Source organism: Thermincola sp. GK-1, from assembly GCF_059412445.1.
Genome location: NZ_JBSQAT010000046.1, coordinates 1 through 1,020 on the forward strand (window position 1 = coordinate 1; position 1,020 = coordinate 1,020).

1 protein-coding gene is annotated in these 1,020 nt (G+C 53.5%); it reads right to left on the minus strand.

The window, feature by feature from the left end:
* A partial coding sequence (locus tag ACSNJE_RS15920) for a CARDB domain-containing protein (RefSeq protein ID WP_495253075.1) occupies nucleotides 1–1,020 on the minus strand: 1,020 nt, incomplete at both ends.

Below are 1,020 nucleotides of genomic sequence, written 5' to 3' on the forward strand. Positions count from 1 at the left end.
TACATATTCCCCAGGATGATGACGGAGTCTTCTTCACAGATTTCCAGTTCTCCCGTCATGCCGAAGTTGTTTATGTTGCTCACGGTCACGTAATACCTGCCCTTGTCAATATTTTCTTCTGTGGCGCTGTAATTGTTCAGGTCGGTGTAGTGCTTCCGGTCGGTTATCCGCCGCCCGTCGCTTAATGTATGGGTCTTGGCTTTTAAAGCCCATGTTATGTAAGTGTGCCCCTTTGCTTCTCTTTTTCCGATGGGCTCCAGTTCCACCGGGCCGCCCAGTACGGACCGGCCTTTGGTATCCCAGAATTCCACCTGCAGTTTTAAATCCCTGGGTGTGCCGCCTTTGGGTGCGGCTCCGGTAGGGACTTTGGTCTCCCAGTCGGTCCAGTAATCGGTTTCTACCAGCACTTCAAAGCCGTAACCGGCCCGGGTGATTTTATTGGGGTCGAGCTTGTGTTTTTTGGCGAAGGGCTTGATTTCCCATGCTCCCCGGCGTTCTTCCGGCGGGGCCTGGTCATCACCCTGCCGGGTGTTCAGTATCAACCGGGCGGAGATGGTTTCTTTGTAGGTGACATCGCGACTGTGGGTCACTGTTTCGCCTTTACTGTTGGTGGTGGTCCAGACATAGGTGACGGTCCATTCCCTGCTGTTCTTCTCTCTGCCCTGACAGTAGGGTTCGGGCAGGGCCGGGACCGTTATGCGCACGTCTCTGGTACAGGTATTGTTGGCGCGGTTAATGTCCGGCAGTTTTTTATCAGGATCGGCCACTACTTTTAAGGTGATGGTTTTTCCGGGTGTACCGGGAACTGCCCAGTTAAAATTCCTGGTATCTGTTTTGCCGGCAGGGAGAGTGATCTTATCCTTTTTCACCAATTTAGCGCCGGCGAAGTAGTGAGCGGTGAAGGTTTCTGTATTGGCGCCCAGGTTCCGGAAGGTGACGGTGGCTAATTCTTCGGTTCCGGCGACAGCCGGTTCCTGTTGGGCTATACTGGTGACGGCTATATCGGTGACATGGGATTTG